The 13,504-nt window shown below is 64.4% G+C and carries 10 protein-coding genes and 1 pseudogene; 3 read left to right on the forward strand and 8 right to left on the reverse strand.

Going from position 1 to position 13,504, the window contains the following annotated elements; genetic code table 11:
* The first annotated feature begins 494 nt into the window (after window positions 1–494).
* Together LH20_RS16875 and LH20_RS16880 are read left to right on the forward strand one after the other, a co-directional pair.
* A complete protein-coding gene (locus LH20_RS16875) occupies window positions 495–839 on the forward strand; it encodes a DUF2958 domain-containing protein (RefSeq protein ID WP_016745822.1) in 345 nt (114 codons plus the stop codon).
* A 457-nt stretch (window positions 840–1,296) separates the two neighbouring features.
* Window positions 1,297–2,586 carry a hypothetical protein gene (locus LH20_RS16880; protein WP_016745823.1) on the forward strand — a complete coding sequence of 430 codons (1,290 nt, stop codon included), beginning with the start codon at window positions 1,297–1,299 and terminating at the stop codon, window positions 2,584–2,586.
* On the opposite strand, the gene LH20_RS16885 is transcribed toward LH20_RS16880, so the two are convergent.
* The 4 genes from LH20_RS16885 to LH20_RS23050 all read right to left on the reverse strand — a co-directional run bounded on the left by LH20_RS16885 (window position 2,577) and on the right by LH20_RS23050 (window position 8,716).
* Window positions 2,577–5,132, reverse strand: a complete 2,556-nt coding sequence (locus LH20_RS16885) for a S8 family peptidase (RefSeq protein WP_012049855.1) — start codon at window positions 5,130–5,132, stop codon at window positions 2,577–2,579. The genes LH20_RS16880 and LH20_RS16885 overlap by 10 nt on opposite strands.
* 68 nt (window positions 5,133–5,200) lie before the next feature.
* Window positions 5,201–6,193: an AAA family ATPase gene (locus LH20_RS16890; protein ID WP_012049856.1), complete on the reverse strand. Its 993-nt coding sequence runs from the start codon at window positions 6,191–6,193 to the stop codon at window positions 5,201–5,203.
* A 361-nt stretch (window positions 6,194–6,554) separates the two neighbouring features.
* Entirely contained in the window at window positions 6,555–7,859 is a 1,305-nt protein-coding gene (locus LH20_RS16895) for an IS701 family transposase (RefSeq protein WP_053552719.1), read from the reverse strand.
* Between the two features lie 87 nt (window positions 7,860–7,946).
* Window positions 7,947–8,716, reverse strand: a protein-coding gene (locus tag LH20_RS23050) for an IS5 family transposase (protein ID WP_144423601.1) whose coding sequence is annotated in 2 segments (ribosomal slippage) — window positions 7,947–8,401 and window positions 8,401–8,716 — 771 coding nt in all. Because the reading frame shifts where the segments join, the coding sequence is not laid out codon by codon here.
* 612 nt (window positions 8,717–9,328) lie between these two features.
* Between LH20_RS23050 and LH20_RS16910 the strand changes: the two are divergent.
* Window positions 9,329–10,504, forward strand: a pseudogene (locus LH20_RS16910) (ParB/RepB/Spo0J family partition protein); the annotation flags it as partial.
* A 135-nt stretch (window positions 10,505–10,639) separates the two neighbouring features.
* Here the strand turns inward: LH20_RS16910 and LH20_RS16915 are convergent.
* The 4 genes from LH20_RS16915 to LH20_RS16930 are packed head-to-tail and all read right to left on the reverse strand — an operon-like array spanning window position 10,640 to window position 13,479.
* Window positions 10,640–11,587: a LysR family transcriptional regulator gene (locus LH20_RS16915; RefSeq protein WP_053555237.1), complete on the reverse strand. Its 948-nt coding sequence runs from the start codon at window positions 11,585–11,587 to the stop codon at window positions 10,640–10,642.
* Window positions 11,588–11,642: 55 nt separating this feature from the next.
* On the reverse strand, window positions 11,643–11,972 hold the full coding sequence (locus LH20_RS16920) for a carboxymuconolactone decarboxylase family protein (protein ID WP_235527007.1): 330 nt from the start codon (window positions 11,970–11,972) through the stop codon (window positions 11,643–11,645).
* Window positions 11,973–12,013: 41 nt separating this feature from the next.
* A complete protein-coding gene (locus LH20_RS16925) occupies window positions 12,014–13,279 on the reverse strand; it encodes a TolC family outer membrane protein (protein ID WP_053555239.1) in 1,266 nt (421 codons plus the stop codon).
* A complete protein-coding gene (locus tag LH20_RS16930) occupies window positions 13,276–13,479 on the reverse strand; it encodes a YgaP family membrane protein (RefSeq protein ID WP_012049905.1) in 204 nt (67 codons plus the stop codon). Before LH20_RS16930 ends, LH20_RS16925 begins: the two co-directional genes overlap by 4 nt.
* Window positions 13,480–13,504 lie beyond the last annotated feature (25 nt).

Genomic DNA, 13,504 nt, shown 5'->3' on the forward strand with positions numbered 1-13,504 from the left:
ATTTCCCTCATCCCCCGTTCACGAGGAAGAGCCGACAGCGCCCTCTGTAAAGCCCGTTGTCTCCATAATGTCTCCAGAAAATCGCCAAGAATGGGCCGCCCCTGGCGTTGGCTGGCGCAGGTTGCGCCCGATCTTTTGCGCCCCCGCGCGGCCATTTCGCCCCTTCCACGCGACCCGGTGGCTGGAGACAATGGCTCCGCCGGCTGGAGACAATCGGGCCGAAGCTGGAGACAGCGCGCTTATCCGCGATCATGCGCTCGGACCCAGGAAGCCTCGCGGCTGTTGTCGCCGCCGCTTCACGCGCACCTCGGACCAAGCCGATCGACGCTCCCATTCGGCCTCCCCGGCGAGGCAGTTACGGACGCCTGACCGGCGCCGCGTCGGGGTCAAGCCCGGCCCGCACCAGACCGAGTAGGGCCTGACCCCGCCGCTCGCTTGCGCCGGTCGAACGCCTCCACGCCCTCGATCGGAGGGCTTCCCGAATGGAGACAGTCATGCAGCTCATCACCGACACCATCCGCGCGCAGCTCATCGCCAACGGCCGCTTGAGCATCGAGCATCCCGAGTTCGATCCCAAGCCCGTCGTCAAGCTGTTCACACCCGACGCTGGCGCCACCTGGCTCATCAGCGAGTGCGATCCCCAGGAGCCCGACATCCTTTACGGCCTCTGCGATCCCGGCCTCGGCGAACCCGAACTGGGCACGGTCAGCCTTGCGGAGATCGAGGCGCTGCGCGGCCCGCTGGGGCTCCCGGTCGAACGCGACCTCTATTTCGAGGCGAAGTATCCGCTGAGTCGATACGCCCGCATGGCTATCGCGGCCGGCGTCGTCATCACCTAGCGACTGCTCATGTGCCCCGCCCGCGCGGGCGGGGCGCTCAATCCGGCAGAAACGGAACGACCACTGGCGCACCGTGAGTTTGCCGCTCGCCGCATTGAGCATGAGGATCAGCACGGCCGGATAGAGCGCGGGCCAAGTCGAATAGCTGATGATCCACGCCGCTGCGCTCGGCAACAGCCAGCCGGTCAGCGTTGTGATGCTGGCATAACGTGACGCTTGCCTCCATTGCGGCTATTGCGGTGATGCCACTCCGGGGGAAGTTGTGCGGAAGTCGAAAGGATATCGAGTCGATGTGGAGTTTGACTGTCCTGTAGTGGATGCAACTCGGCTGGAGCAGGTTCTACGGCATCATTTTGGGGCCACTGAAGTGCGGGTTGCCGTGCGTGCGGTAACGTCCGACAAATTACTTTCCGGGCCGCCCCGATGGGAACCCAATCCAGGGACTGGGGCGCACACCATGCTTGAAATCGTCCGGGAGCGCGGCGTGGTGCGCTGGCGTGACATCAAGCATGTGCGCAATTCGCGCGCCGCGCTCGAACTGCTGCTGATGGACGGGCACCTTGTGCGCGTCAGTCACGGCCTGTTTCGAGATGGGAGCCGACCGCTCGATGCGGAGATCGCGGTGAAGCAACGCGAACCCTATTTTCGGGGACAGCTCGGGACGCGGCAACAAACCATTTATGATGCTCTAGCAAAGCCAGCCACGGCCGCAGAACTTCGCCAGCGAGAGGGTGTCAGCCGTCAAGCGGTGGACCAGATTCTCAAGAAGCTGATGAAATCCGGCCTTATCCGCCGTCTGCCTACACCCGGTGAGTCCTCCGAATGGGTCTATGCACAAAGCGGGAAAAGGACGCTCGACGTCCTGGTGGATCGCGAACCTAAGATCGGCTCGCTCGAAAAGGCGACGTTGAGGCTCATTCCGCCAGTCGGCGGCGCGCGCCGAGCAGCACTCGTCGAGCGGCTCGGCCAGTCGACCCACAGCGCACTCAAGCGTCTTGTCGCCAAGGGGCTTGTCGAGAAGGCTGGGACTCCCAAACGCCAGCTTATCCGGCTCACTCAGAAGGGATTGACGCACAGCGCCTATGATCTCGAAGGTGAGCACCTACCAGGCAACGACGTCTCCGCAGCGCTGAAACCCGAACAGGTGCGTCTCCTACTCGCTCTCGATGCGCTCGGACCAGCCCGCGCACTCGACATCAGCGCCGCAGCGGGTGTCCGGTCAAAGCGGGCTCCAAGCGCGGGTCAGTATCTCCAGCGATTGCGGATGTCGGGTTACATCGTTCAGGAAAGGCCGATGCCGGGACGCGCGCCGATCTACCGGCTCACCAAACAAGGCACGACCGCAATCGCGGCCGCGAAGCTCGCCGGCAAGGCGATGAGTCCCAACAAAGCGCGCCGTGCAGTCGAACGCGATGCTGCGGATCGCGCCCAGCAGGCTGCGTCCAGGCACTATTCATCGCCGGGCCAGGGGCGCACGCCGGAAATCCTCGCGCTCCTCGAATCCGGCCCGCTTACCAGTCGCGAGATTCAGGATCAGCTCAGCAATCCGTTCAAATTCTACCGATCCGTTGGTCTCGCGGCTTCCGATTTACAGAAGCGCGGATGGGTTCGCTGCATTGGGTCGGGCGATCACGCAGCGAAGCGCTGGGAGTTGACGAGCGCTGGCCTGGACTGGCTGGAGGCCCGACGGGCTCAGCACGAGGTGCAGCAAATCGACCTGGCTCCGAGCGAGGCTCATCACCCTTGATCCGGCCCGGCTGCCACCGCCACTTCGGCGGCAATCCGCGCCTCGATCGCCGCCGCGATCTCGGCATAAAGGTCGACGTCCTGATCCGGCGCCGAGATGGAGATCGCGAGCGCATAGCGGCCCTTGTCGTTCATGCGGTTCTGTCCGATGTGCGATTTCCACCAGCCGCCAACCGGATAGATCGCGATCTGGTCGTGCGCGGCAAGGTCGATTGCCGGACCTCGCCACAGGTCGCAATGAAGCGACCCAGCCTGAACGGCCTGCGGCCCGAGCAACCAATAGTCGGTCTCCTGACCGGCCTTTTCCGCCTTCTCCTCGGTCTTGCTCAATCGTGTCCGAAAATCATTGGCCGTCTCGCGCCGTTTCTTCAAGGCGAAGCGCAGGCCGTAGGAGCGATAGGTGTCGGGTCGGGTGCTGGCCCGGCCTGAAAGGTTGGGCTCGATGAAATAGGAGAGCGTCACCTTCATCATCACCGAAGCGTTTTCCAGCGCTTCTAGCGCTGCCTTCGGCCAAGGGAGGGCGTAGAAATGCACCTCGTTGAATACGGCCGAGCGCCCGTCGGCTGAAGCGGCATAAGGTTGAATCTCGGCCTCGGCGAGCAAGGTCACATCATTGCGCGCCGACGCGGCCGCGCGAACCAGGTTGGGCACGCCAAAGCCCATGCTGCGTAGGATTTGCTGCTTCGTGCCCTTGCTGCCCGTCTTCCAGCTACGGCCGGTGCCGATCAGCAGCTTACGAATTGGCCCAGGCCATTCGGCGGAATGGACGGTGAGAGCGCGGTAGGTTTCCGGCCACCGGCCGGGTAGATCGGCCTTGAGTCGCCCAATGAAATTGCCGGCCACGCCCGTCGCGGCGCTGGTCGCCCAGAAGGGCACCAGCGGCTCCGTAGCCACATCCCTGCCTGCCGAGAGCAGCGAGACCGCCGGGTGCCAGCCGCAAAACTGGGCATTGTCCATCATCATGTTGCCGGCCTCGAACAGCACGTCGGGCTTGATCGGCGTCAGGTCAGCCGGAAGGGTCTGCGATCCCCGGCTGAATGGGCTGCGCTCGTTCGGCGCGACCAGCGGAATCAACTCGGGTTCGTCTTGCGCCTGGTCAGCCTTCGCCGTGTATCCGCCGATAGTGAGCGCATTCCAGCTCTGCGCGGGGTCTTCGAGTGCATGATGCTGCTCGACCACGGCCTTGAGCCCGCCGTCCATATTGCCGGTGGCGATCAGCACGAGACGCTTGGGGTGATCCTTGGCGGCGAGCCCCGCCTGCTGCTCACCCGGCATTGAGCCGGCGCAAATCTGATCGACCGCGCCGCTCCAGCTTGATGGCGCCTCCGAAGAAAGATCGGGCGAGGAGGTGGCGATGCAGAAGCTGCGCGGGATATTGGCCCGTTCGATTTCGGCCACGGCCACGGCTGCTTGCGTGATAATGCCATAGCGCGCCGGCTCGGTCGCCGGAAAGCCGCCGGGCGGAAGGAACTTCACGGATTCGACGGCATGGCCGAGCACGACCTGGCGTTGGTCGCTCATAGGCCCAAGCAGGTCGCCATGCAGGACAAGGCTCGCCATGCCCGTTCCATGCCCGCCGGCGCCGGCGTGATCGTCGGTGCCCCAGGCATCGTTCACAGTCCACGCACCGGCCAGCGCGGGAGCGATCAGCGGGTGCGCTGCCGCAACGCCCGTGTCGATCACGCAAACCACCGGCGCATCCGCTGGCGGAGGCGTCACCCGCCCGCAATATTCGGCCACAAGCGCGTGCTGCCCCAAGCTCTTGTCGCCTTGGTCAAGGAACGGCTCGATGCTCTGGCTGGCGCGCCGCACTTCGCTGATCGCGCCGTTGAGGCGGCCGACGAGCCCAAGGGTCGCCTCGGCTGTTCCGAGCACGAATATGACCGAGGTTTCAGGAAATTGCAGCCGGTCGGGATACACGTCGAGCCCCGCCTGCTGCGCGGCCGCCACCACCGCCTCCACGATCGCATCGGGGCGACGCAGCCAAAGCTCCCACCACTGCGGCGCTGGCGATGCCAAGTCCGGCGTGCCGACGACGAGCGTGCGCGCCGCACCGGCGCGGATCGCCTCGATCACCTCGAATTTGTCGATGTCGGGACGCTCGTGATTGCCGAGATCTTCGGAGCCATAGGCCGCGATCCGGCCGGTCAGGAATGCGCGAGCGTCATCGGGAACGAACACTACCGCCCGCTCTGTGCGATCCTCGCTACGCTCGGAACGGAGGACGACGATCTCCTGCGCCGGGAAATCCAGCGCCGGTATCTTCGTGGCCTTGGCGCGCTCGCTCGGCACCATCGTCTCGACCTCGACGAGAACGCCGCGTTTCAGCCCGTCGACCGGGATGCGGACGTCCTCTTGGGGCGGCGGGAGGTTGCCTAGAGCTTCCCCCAGCTGTCCGAGCAGGGCTGCGGCATGGGCATGGTAGTCTTCACGCCGCTCGCGTCGTTCGCGCCGAAGTCGGGGATAGACATACTGCGCTGCCTCGCGCCATCGCGTGATCGAGATATGCGGCTGGCGTGGCGCCGCACCGGCTTCATTTTCGGGCATACCCCCCTCAAGTCATTCCCACCGCTTCCCCACGCGGTCTCTTCTCGCCGACGGACGATGCCGGCGCTTCAATGTCCAAAGCTCTGTCGAAAGATTTGGCGGTCTTGGAGCGCGATGCGCAAATGGTCGGCCGAGATCGACTTCGCCCCTTCGAGGATAGCGTCCTTCACGACGGCATCGGCCGCGCGCACCAGCTCCCCCTGGCTCAAGCCTTCCGTGATGGGAGCGATCGACGCCCAAGCCTTGGCGGTCAGGCGGTAGCGTCCCAGCCGGCGTGAGAGGATCGCGCGCGCGGACTCGGGATCGGGCAGCCGATATTCGATGACTTCATCAAACCTGCGTGCCAGCGCCTTGTCGAGTATCTCGACATGGTTGGTCGCCGCGATGACGATACTGTCGGTTGAGTTAGGCTCCTCCATGAAGGAGAGCACCGAGTTAAGAACCCGTCGAATCTCGCCGACGTCATTGGGATCGCCACGACGCGAACCGATCGCGTCGAACTCGTCGAGCAAATAGACGCCGCGGGTCTGCGCAATCTGATCAAACAGCAAGCGCAGCTTGCCGGCCGTCTCCCCAAAGAAGCGGCTGAACAACGAGTCCAGCCGTGCCGTGAACAGCGGCAAGCGCAGCTCTCCCGCGAGTGCCGAGGCCGTCATGGTCTTGCCCGTGCCCGGAGGCCCGACAAGCAGCAGGTGCGTCGCCGGAACCTGCCCATGATCGCGCAAGGTCGCCCGCTCGCTTTGCTGCCGGACAACGCGCTGCAACCGCGAGCGAATGGCCTCGCCAAGCACCATGTTGTCGAGCTTGGTCTTCGGATAGCTGCTCTCGACCAGCCCTTGCAACTCGCCGCGCGGCCGCGCCAGAGGGATTGGCGCTTGGCCGGTAGGCGCGTTGCCAAGCCGTTCGCGCGCCTTTTGGACGAGGCGCTTCAACTGGTTCGCCTCTTCGGCATTGCCTTGGCGCGCTTGCTGTGCCGCAACCTGGAGCGCTATCGACAGAAATTGCTCTTCGTCCCCAGCAACGTGCGAATTGAGCAGCGCGACGATCTGCTTGGTTGACATCAGCGCTCCTCCTTTCCTGCAAACTGACGGGTATAGGCACCGAGCCGTCATGACAACCGCGCAAACGGTGCGGCGCTCTCATAGTGTAACAAGTCACCGAATATCCGGGAGAAATTTGTTCAGCTCAGGCCGCGATATTGAGCGAACTGGTAGCATGGGCTCGCAAAGCGCCGGTGGAGACGGGACGCTGTAGAACCGCCTGGCAGATGAACGTAGGCGCGCAGCGGTGATCCTTGGCTTTTCCTCCCCGATCATCCATATGGAGCCGGTATCCCCCGGTGGTCCCTGCCTCGCATACCGCCGGGGCACTTAATTCTAGCACTACTTTGGCAGATTATTCGGATCGGTCGCTGTAACCAGTTTATTGCAGTGAGGGCAGATCGTCGGTGGCGGTCTTGCGAAGAGGTTGATTATCGCCTGCCTGACGGCAGGCATGGTCGGTTGCGGCGGCGGTCCCGAGTTTCTTTTTTTTCCGCCCCGCTGCGCTTAGACGGCGGGACTGAAGAAAGGCATAGGCGATCATCGTCATCAGCGCGTGTCGGTGTAGTCCGGTCCATGATCGGCCCTCAAAGTGGTCGAGACCGAGTTCCTCCTTCAGCTGCTGATGCGCCTGCTCGCAGATCCACCGCGCCTTGATGGCACCGGCGAGCGCCTTGATCGGCGTGTCGGCTGGCAAGTTCGAGAGATAGTATTTTTGCTCTCCGCTTTCGCGCCGTTCCCCCACCAGCCAGACTTCCTCCTCGCTGGGCATGGCCTGGACCCGCCCGTCACTCATGCGGTGCCTGTGGCCATCGGCCACCCGGACGCGGCATGCCGCAAATTTACAGGTCAGCTTGCCTTTGGTCCCGCGTCGCCAGCTGATTTTCTTCCATTTTTCTTCTCCCAGCATCTTTTCGGCAGAAACGGCGGTGCGGTCGGGGACGTGATATTTGCGGCGCCTGCCTGTTGCTGCCTCGGGAAAGATCAGCCCGGTGTCTGCCGGATAGACATTCTGACGCCGTGACATGCCCACCGCCCACCGCAAACCACGCTCGCTCAGAGCCTGGCGGAAGGGGCCGCTCGCCCCGTAGCCGGCGTCGGCTAGAACGCAGCCGAACCGAGTGCCCGAGGCAATGACCCGATCGATCTCCTCGATAGCGATCTCCGGCTTTGTGCGAGCGACTTGTCGCTCCTGGGGGACACGGGCGCGCTCCATGCGGGGGGCGTCGTCCGTCCAGCTTTCAGGCAAAAAGAGCCGCAGGCCCACCATCACCGGAACCTCCCCGGACGCTAGCGTCACCGAAACGAGGGATTGGCAGTTCGAGGTCTTGCCAAGGGAGGAGGCGTATTGCGCAGCCACGCCGACCGAATGACGGCCCTTCTTCGGCAAGGCAGTATCGTCAATGACCAGATATCCCGCTTCGTCTCCAACCAGACGATCGGCTTCCTTCAGAAGAACAGCCTCGAGCGGCGCACTATCCCACACCCCGTCCGCGACGAAATGATGCAGTTGGTCGTAGCCAAACTCACCATCACGAGCCGCCATCGGCTGCACGCTCTTGCGGTCACCGGGGCCGATCAATCCCGCGATATAGGCCGGGCACACACGCTTCCGCGCCTTGTGCCGCAACGCCGACAAAAATGGCGTCAGCCAAACCTCAAGATCATTGCGCCAATCCTCTGACATCGCCAGCCTCCATAAAAGCTGGCTCCCCATGAATCAGGGAAATCTCCTTTTGGGAATCCCAAAAATCACATTTCTGCCAAAGTAGTGCTAGGCCGTAGACTCATAAGCGTTGATCCAGAGGCGTGCTGAGAAGAGCTTGATGGCAGCGAGGAAGTTGTCGGCACGCTTGTCGTATCGTGTGGCCAAGCCTCTGGCGTGTTTGAGTTTTCCGAAGAAGCGTTCGATCAGGTTGCGATATCGGTAGAGGAATGGGCTGAAGGCGAAGCCCTGTCTGCGGTTTCGCTTGGCGGGGATGTTGGCGAAGCCTCCTTGTGCCGTGATTTGCGCGCGAATGGCGTCGCTGTCATAGGCCTTGTCGGCGAGGAAGGTGCTGCCTTCCGGCACGGCGCCGAGCAGCGGATCGGCCTCTCTGCAATCGCTCGCCTGCCCTTCGGACAAGTGCAGCTGGATCGGCAGACCCCGTCCATCGACCAGAGCGTGGATCTTGCTCGTCAAGCCGCCGCGGGAACGTCCCATGCAGCGATTTGGGTCCCCCTTTTTAGGGTCGCACCATGCTGATGGACCCGGATGGAGGAACTGTCGATCATCACCAGTTCGCCGTCGAAAGCCTGCGAGACCGCCGCCAAAAGCCGATCCCACACACCCGCTTTGCGCCAGCGGACGAAGCGGTTGTAGCAGGTGGTGTGCGGACCATAGCGCTCGGGAATGTCAGCCCAGGGGCTGCCGGTGCGAAACCGCCACAATATCCCGTTGATCACCCGGCGATAATCCACCCGCGGTACGCCGCGTGGCTTGTTGGGAAGCAGCGGCTCGATCACCGACCACTCGAAATCGGTCAGCTCAAAACGACGACGCATCTGCAAGGCTCCTTTCCCGAGCCTTGAATCAATCACTGCCGCCTCGCGCAACTCAGTTTATGAGTTTACCGCCTAGCCACAGCCGATAGTCTTCTTAACGCGCTTCCAGCGTGCGGAATATGCTGTTGTTGTCCTCATCCTATACGGTTTGAGGGGGAAAGCCTTCCCCTGCTGACAAGCCCCTGCGGGTCTCGCCAGACCCCTTCGAGCGGGGACACCCCGCAACGCCCCGATAGTGAGCGCGGGGATCTAGGGAGCGCACTCTGGCGGCTGGCGCCGCGCAGGGGTCGCGCGTCATTTTCCCCAGCGCAGCACTCTCGCTCTGGCCGGAGGGCACGGCGACGGCTGGCCCACAGGCCCACAGGCCCGCGCGCACGCCGCCGCGCCGGCCGTCCGCCGCAAGGGTGCGTCGTTTGTGGCGCCGCGAGCGGCGCGGTGCTTGGGGCTCCGCCCCCGGCGCACTTCGGAACGTCTTCCGCCCAGCTTCCTCCGCTGCGCTCCGTGCAGCAGGTTCCCCGCGAAGCCGTCCCTCCGTTTGCACCCCCGGTCTCGCCGACGGGCAGGGTTTCAGCGCGGCGCTTCCCGCTGCGCGGAAACCCAAGGAGTAGGAAGATGACCAAGACCGTTCAAATCGAAACCACCGCTGCCGAGCCTGTGTCGGGCATCGAGATTTTCGTGCCGCTGAACAAGCTCAAGAAGTCCCCCAAGAACGCCCGCAAGGTGCCGCATGGCGAGGCCGCCATCGAGGCGCTGGCCGCTTCCATCGAGCATAAGGGTCTGATCCAGAACCTTGTGATCGAGCCGGAAATGAAGGACGAGAAGCCGACCGGCGCCTATTTCGTCACCGCTGGCGAAGGTCGCAGGCTGGCCTATCTGTTGCGCGCCAAGCGCAGGCAGATCAGGAAGAACCACCCGGTTCGCTGCCGTCTCGACACCGAGAACGACCCGTCCGAGATCAGTCTGGACGAGAATGTGACCCGGACCCCGATGCACCCCGCCGATCAGTTCGAGCGGTTCCGCGAGCTTGCGGACGGCAACGGATGGGGCGCGGAGGAAATCGGCGCGCGGTTCGGCGTGTCGGGCGGCGTGGTGAAGCAGCGGCTTCGCCTTGGCGCTGTCAGTCCGAAGCTGTTGCAGGTCTATCGCGAGGACGGGCTGACCTTGGATCAGCTTATGGCATTCGCCATCACCGAAGACCACGCCCGGCAAGAGCAGGTGTTCGAGAACCTGCATCACAACCGGGAGCCGTGGATCATTCGGCGCGACATGACCGCCAACAACGTGCCCGCCGATGATCGCCGTGCGGTGTTCGTCGGGGCCGATGCCTATATCGAGGCGGGCGGCAACATCATCCGCGACCTGTTCAGTGAGGATCGAGGCGGTTTCTTCGAGGATGCGGGCTTGCTCGACATGCTTGCCGTCGAGAAGCTGCGCGAGATCGCGGACGGGGTGCAGGCCGAGGGGTGGAAGTGGGTTGAGGCCCATATCGACTATCCCCATGCTCACGGTATGCGGCGCTTCTATCCGCAGGCCGTGGACCTGTCCGACGAGGACGAGGCCCGGCTTGAGGCCCTGTCCACCGAGCATGACGAGCTTGCCGAAGGCTATTCGTCCTATGACGAAATGCCCGAGGACGTGGCGAAGAAGCTGGAAGCGGTGTCCGATGAGATCGACGCCATTTCGGCCAAGCGTTACGCCTACGATGCCAACGTGATCGCGCATGGCGGAGCGTTCGTGGTGCTTCATCGAGATGCGCCGCGAAATACTGCATCCCGCGCGGCGCGGCCGGTGTCGGCGCGGCGGCAGGCGGGCCGGCGACGATCGCCCCCCGTTCGACGGGCACGATCACCGGGCGCAGCACGAAGCCCGCCCCGAACCCGATGATGAGCGTGACCAGCACGATGATGAGTGTCTTTCCTTGCGTCATGACGGCTCCTTTCCCGGTTGCTGAAACAGTGGTTGCGGCCCAGGCACGGACGGCATCGAATAGCGGGCGGTGACGAACTCAAGAAAACGGCGCAGCACCGGATTTTCATTGTCCTCGCGCCAATAGCCCGAGAAGCCGATCCGCGTGTGCCCGTTGGTCTCGTGGACCTCGCGGAAGACCACGCCGGGGACGTGGATGCCGAGCGCCGATTCCGCGACGATCGAGATGTGCCCGCCGAGCGCGATGACGCTCAGCACGGTATCCCGCCTGATGTCGTCCATGTCGATCTCCGGCGAGTAGCCCGGCATCCCGAGCTTGCCCAGGAGCATGTTGCGCGTCTCGGGACCGGGATCTTGCTCGGTGAGCAAGAACCGCTCGCCGGTCAGGTCCGTCCAGTGGATGCGTTCGCGCGTCGCGAGCGCGTGCGTTTCCGGCATCGCCACCAGGATGCGCTCGCTCCAGAAGGAGCGGCTCATCAGCCCTGGATGCGGCGCCTCGCCGATCATGATGGCGATGTTGAGCAGCCCGTTCTCGATCCCGGCCAGCAGCATCTCGCGGTCGCGCTCGAACCCGCGCAGCTTCACCTCGGGATGGCGCGCGCCGAACTCGCTCAGGGTCGCGCGCAGGTTGCCGGCCGAGAAGGACGTATAGAAGCCCACCGCCAGCTTGCCGGCATGGCCGTTGGTCGTGGCGCTGACCCAGGCGTCCAGCTCGTCCCACTCCTTCATGATCCGCTTGGCGACCCGCAGATAGGTCGCCCCGTCTGCCGTCAGGGTGGCGCCGCGCGTCTTGCGGTCGAACAGCGCCATCCCCAGCCGCTTCTCGGTTTCGAGGATGTAGCGGCTCAGCGTCGGCTGCTTGATGTTGAGGTTGCGCGCCGCTCGACTGAAGCTACCCGCCTCAGCCGCCGCAATCAGGTAGCGGAGTTGGCGCAGCTCGATCATAGACGGCATCCGCTGCTAGACATCGTAAGCGGGCTGTAGGTTCCATCTATCGATCTCAGGTTCGATCCCCATCGAATTGGTCGAAGGCTTCGACGGTCTGCGCGGCATACATGAGGCTGGGACCGGCGCCCATGTAGAGGGCCATCCCCATCGTCTCCATGACCTCGTTGCGGGTTGCGCCTTTCTTGACGGCCGCTTTGGCATGGAAGGCCACGCAGCCATCGCAGCGGATCGCCACCGAGATGGCAAGCGCGATCAGCTCCTTGGTCTTCACATCGAGCGCGCCGGCGTTGGTCGCCGCCTCTGCCAGCGCGGAAAAGGCCGTCATCACTTCGGGGGTGCCGAGCCGCACTTCCTTGATGGCGCCGTTCAGTTCGGCGGCCATCTGGGGCCAATCCTTGTGCATAGTGTCTCCCGTGTGAAAATTCAGCGCCCGAGGAGGGCGAGCAGCCGGTAGGCTGCAACGATGCGATCGCCTTGCGCCCGTGCCTCGCTCACGGCGGCCGCGGTGGCTTCGCGTTCGGCATCGAGCAGATCGAGTTGAGGCTTCATGCCAACGCGGACCTCGTGGCGAACGCTGTCCCGTGCCTGCGCAGCGGCAAGGGCTTGTTGCCTAGCGGCGGTTTCGACCCGCACCGCGGATCGAACGCCCTGAAAGGCGCTGATAGTCTGTTCATCGACGGCGGACCGCGCCGCGCGCACGCGGGCATCGGCAGCTCTAACTGCGCTGTCGGTTTCGGTGATCTTGGCCGAGACGCGCCCACCGGAGAATAATTGCCAGCGCGCGCGCACGCCGATCGTGGCGCCGTCGGCACGATAGTCGGGGAAGAACTGGTCGCGGATCGTGGAGCCTTCCGCGAATGCCCCGACCGTGGGCAAGCGTTCCGCTCGCGCGCCCCTCGCGCCAGCGCGGGCGGCCTCCAATGCGGCTTCCGCCTGGGCGAGAGCAGGGTTGTGTGCCCGCGCAATGTCTAGCGCTTCATCGAGCGATCCCGGCATGGCCGGGTTTGCCGGAAGGGGCTGCAAATCCTGCGGCGCAAGGCCGGTCAGATTGGTGAACCGCGCATCGGCCGAGACGGCAACGCCGCGCGCCGCTTCAAGCGCGGCCTGGGCTTCGGCAAGACGGGCCGCGGCCTGGGCGACATCGGTGCTGGGGCTTTCCCCGGCCTTGAAGCGAAGTCGAGCCTGGCGCTGGATCTCCTCCATCTGGCCGACCATCTGTTCGTAGAGCGCGACCATGCGGTGCGTGGTCAGCACGTCGCCATAGGCCTGGACCGTCGCGACGACGATTTGGCTGCGCGTCATGCTTTCGCCCGCGTGCGCGGCCTCGCTCCCGGCTTTCGCCTGCGCGATCCCGGCGCTGATCCTGCCGCCCATGAACAAAGGTTGCTCGATGGTGAGCTGCGCGGCGCGGGGAGTGACGTTCGCAGCCGGAAGCCCGAAATAGCCCTGCGGATCGAGGCGGCCATAGCCGATCGTCCCGCTCAGCGTGGCGCTGGGGAGGCCCTGGCCTCTGGCTTCCTTGATCCGGGCATCGGCGGCATCGGCGTCCGCGCGCGCCGCTTCGATTTCGGGCGCATGGATCATAGCGGCCGCGATCGCCTCTTCCAGCGTCGTCGCCTGCGCCGGCATGGCGACGCTCGCGAGCAGGCAGGCCAAGAGGGGGAGGGGGATCGACCGCTTGCGGATCATTTGAAGGCGGTCCCCGGACGGACGCCCAGCGCCTTGAATACCATCGCGGCGGGGCAGAAGCCGGTGAAGCTGGCCTGGATCATGTTGAGGCCGGCGAAAGCCGTCAGCGCTATCCACCACGGATGCACGGTGAGCGACAGGACCACGCCCAGCAACACGACACATCCGGCGAACGCCATCACGGCACGATCGAGAGTCATCTTTGCACTCCTTCGCTAAATGACG

Source organism: Sphingopyxis sp. 113P3 (genome assembly GCF_001278035.1).
In the GTDB taxonomy this organism is placed as follows: domain Bacteria; phylum Pseudomonadota; class Alphaproteobacteria; order Sphingomonadales; family Sphingomonadaceae; genus Sphingopyxis.

Coding starts and splice junctions, on each gene's coding strand:
- LH20_RS16885 (WP_012049855.1), bottom strand. CDS start 5,132: ATGCCCGAAAATGAAGCCGGTGCGGCGCCACGCCAGCCGCATATCTCG.
- LH20_RS16895 (WP_053552719.1), bottom strand. CDS start 7,859: ATGTCAGAGGATTGGCGCAATGATCTTGAGGTTTGGCTGACGCCATTT.
- LH20_RS16880 (WP_016745823.1), top strand. CDS start 1,297: ATGCTTGAAATCGTCCGGGAGCGCGGCGTGGTGCGCTGGCGTGACATC.
- LH20_RS16920 (WP_235527007.1), bottom strand. CDS start 11,972: ATGGCCGCCGAACTGAACGGCGCCATCAAGGAAGTGCGGCTCGGCACC.
- LH20_RS16875 (WP_016745822.1), top strand. CDS start 495: ATGCAGCTCATCACCGACACCATCCGCGCGCAGCTCATCGCCAACGGC.
- LH20_RS16925 (WP_053555239.1), bottom strand. CDS start 13,279: ATGATCCGCAAGCGGTCGATCCCCCTCCCCCTCTTGGCCTGCCTGCTC.
- LH20_RS16930 (WP_012049905.1), bottom strand. CDS start 13,479: ATGACTCTCGATCGTGCCGTGATGGCGTTCGCCGGATGTGTCGTGTTG.
- LH20_RS16915 (WP_053555237.1), bottom strand. CDS start 11,587: ATGATCGAGCTGCGCCAACTCCGCTACCTGATTGCGGCGGCTGAGGCG.
- LH20_RS16890 (WP_012049856.1), bottom strand. CDS start 6,193: ATGTCAACCAAGCAGATCGTCGCGCTGCTCAATTCGCACGTTGCTGGG.